The sequence below is a fragment of the Microbacterium sp. BF1 genome (assembly GCF_019279095.1).
Taxonomy (GTDB): domain Bacteria; phylum Actinomycetota; class Actinomycetes; order Actinomycetales; family Microbacteriaceae; genus Microbacterium; species Microbacterium maritypicum.
The window spans coordinates 1-523 of sequence record NZ_JAGYWT010000898.1 but is presented as its reverse complement, the minus strand read 5'-3'; the positions used below and the strand labels follow the sequence as shown (position 1 = coordinate 523).

Annotated in this window: 1 protein-coding gene and 1 pseudogene; both read left to right on the top strand. The window is 66.9% G+C overall.

The features are described 5' to 3' along the window. On the top strand, positions 1-309 hold a 309-nt coding region (locus KZA10_RS17445; RefSeq protein WP_218683539.1), incomplete at its 5' end, for a transposase. Beyond that, positions 306-523: pseudogene (locus tag KZA10_RS17440) on the top strand (IS3 family transposase); the annotation flags it as partial. The gene KZA10_RS17445 and the pseudogene KZA10_RS17440, both read left to right, overlap by 4 nt.

Sequence of the window (523 nt, the reverse complement as noted above, 5' to 3'; positions counted from 1 at the left end):
AGGAAGTATTCGCCGGAGATGCGTGAGCGGGCGTTGCGGATGCTCGCGGAGACGCGACCGTCGCACCCGAACATGATGAGCGCGGTCCGTCACGTCGCCGGGCTGCTCGGGATGAGCCCGGAGACACTGCGCCTCTGGCAGCGCCGCTTCGAGGTCGACGCGGGCGTGAAGCCCGGGTTGACGACGGATGCGGCGGCGGAGATCAAGCGGCTGCAGAAGGAGGTCTCGGAGTTGCGGAAGGCGAACGAGATCCTCAGGGCTGCGAGCATCTTTTTCGCGAAGGAGCTCGACCACCCCTCGACGAGATGATCCGGTTCGTCAACGAACACCGGGATCGTTTCGGGGTCGAGCTCATCTGCCAGGTCCTGCGACCGGCGGTGAGAGGATTCTTCACCTCACGCGGCTATCGCGCCGCGGTGGGCCGCGCGCCGTCCGCGCGGCAGCTGCAGGATGATCTGCTCGTGCCCGAGATCGCCCGGCTGCATGCGGAGAACTACGGCGTCTACGGGCGCCGGAAGATGCA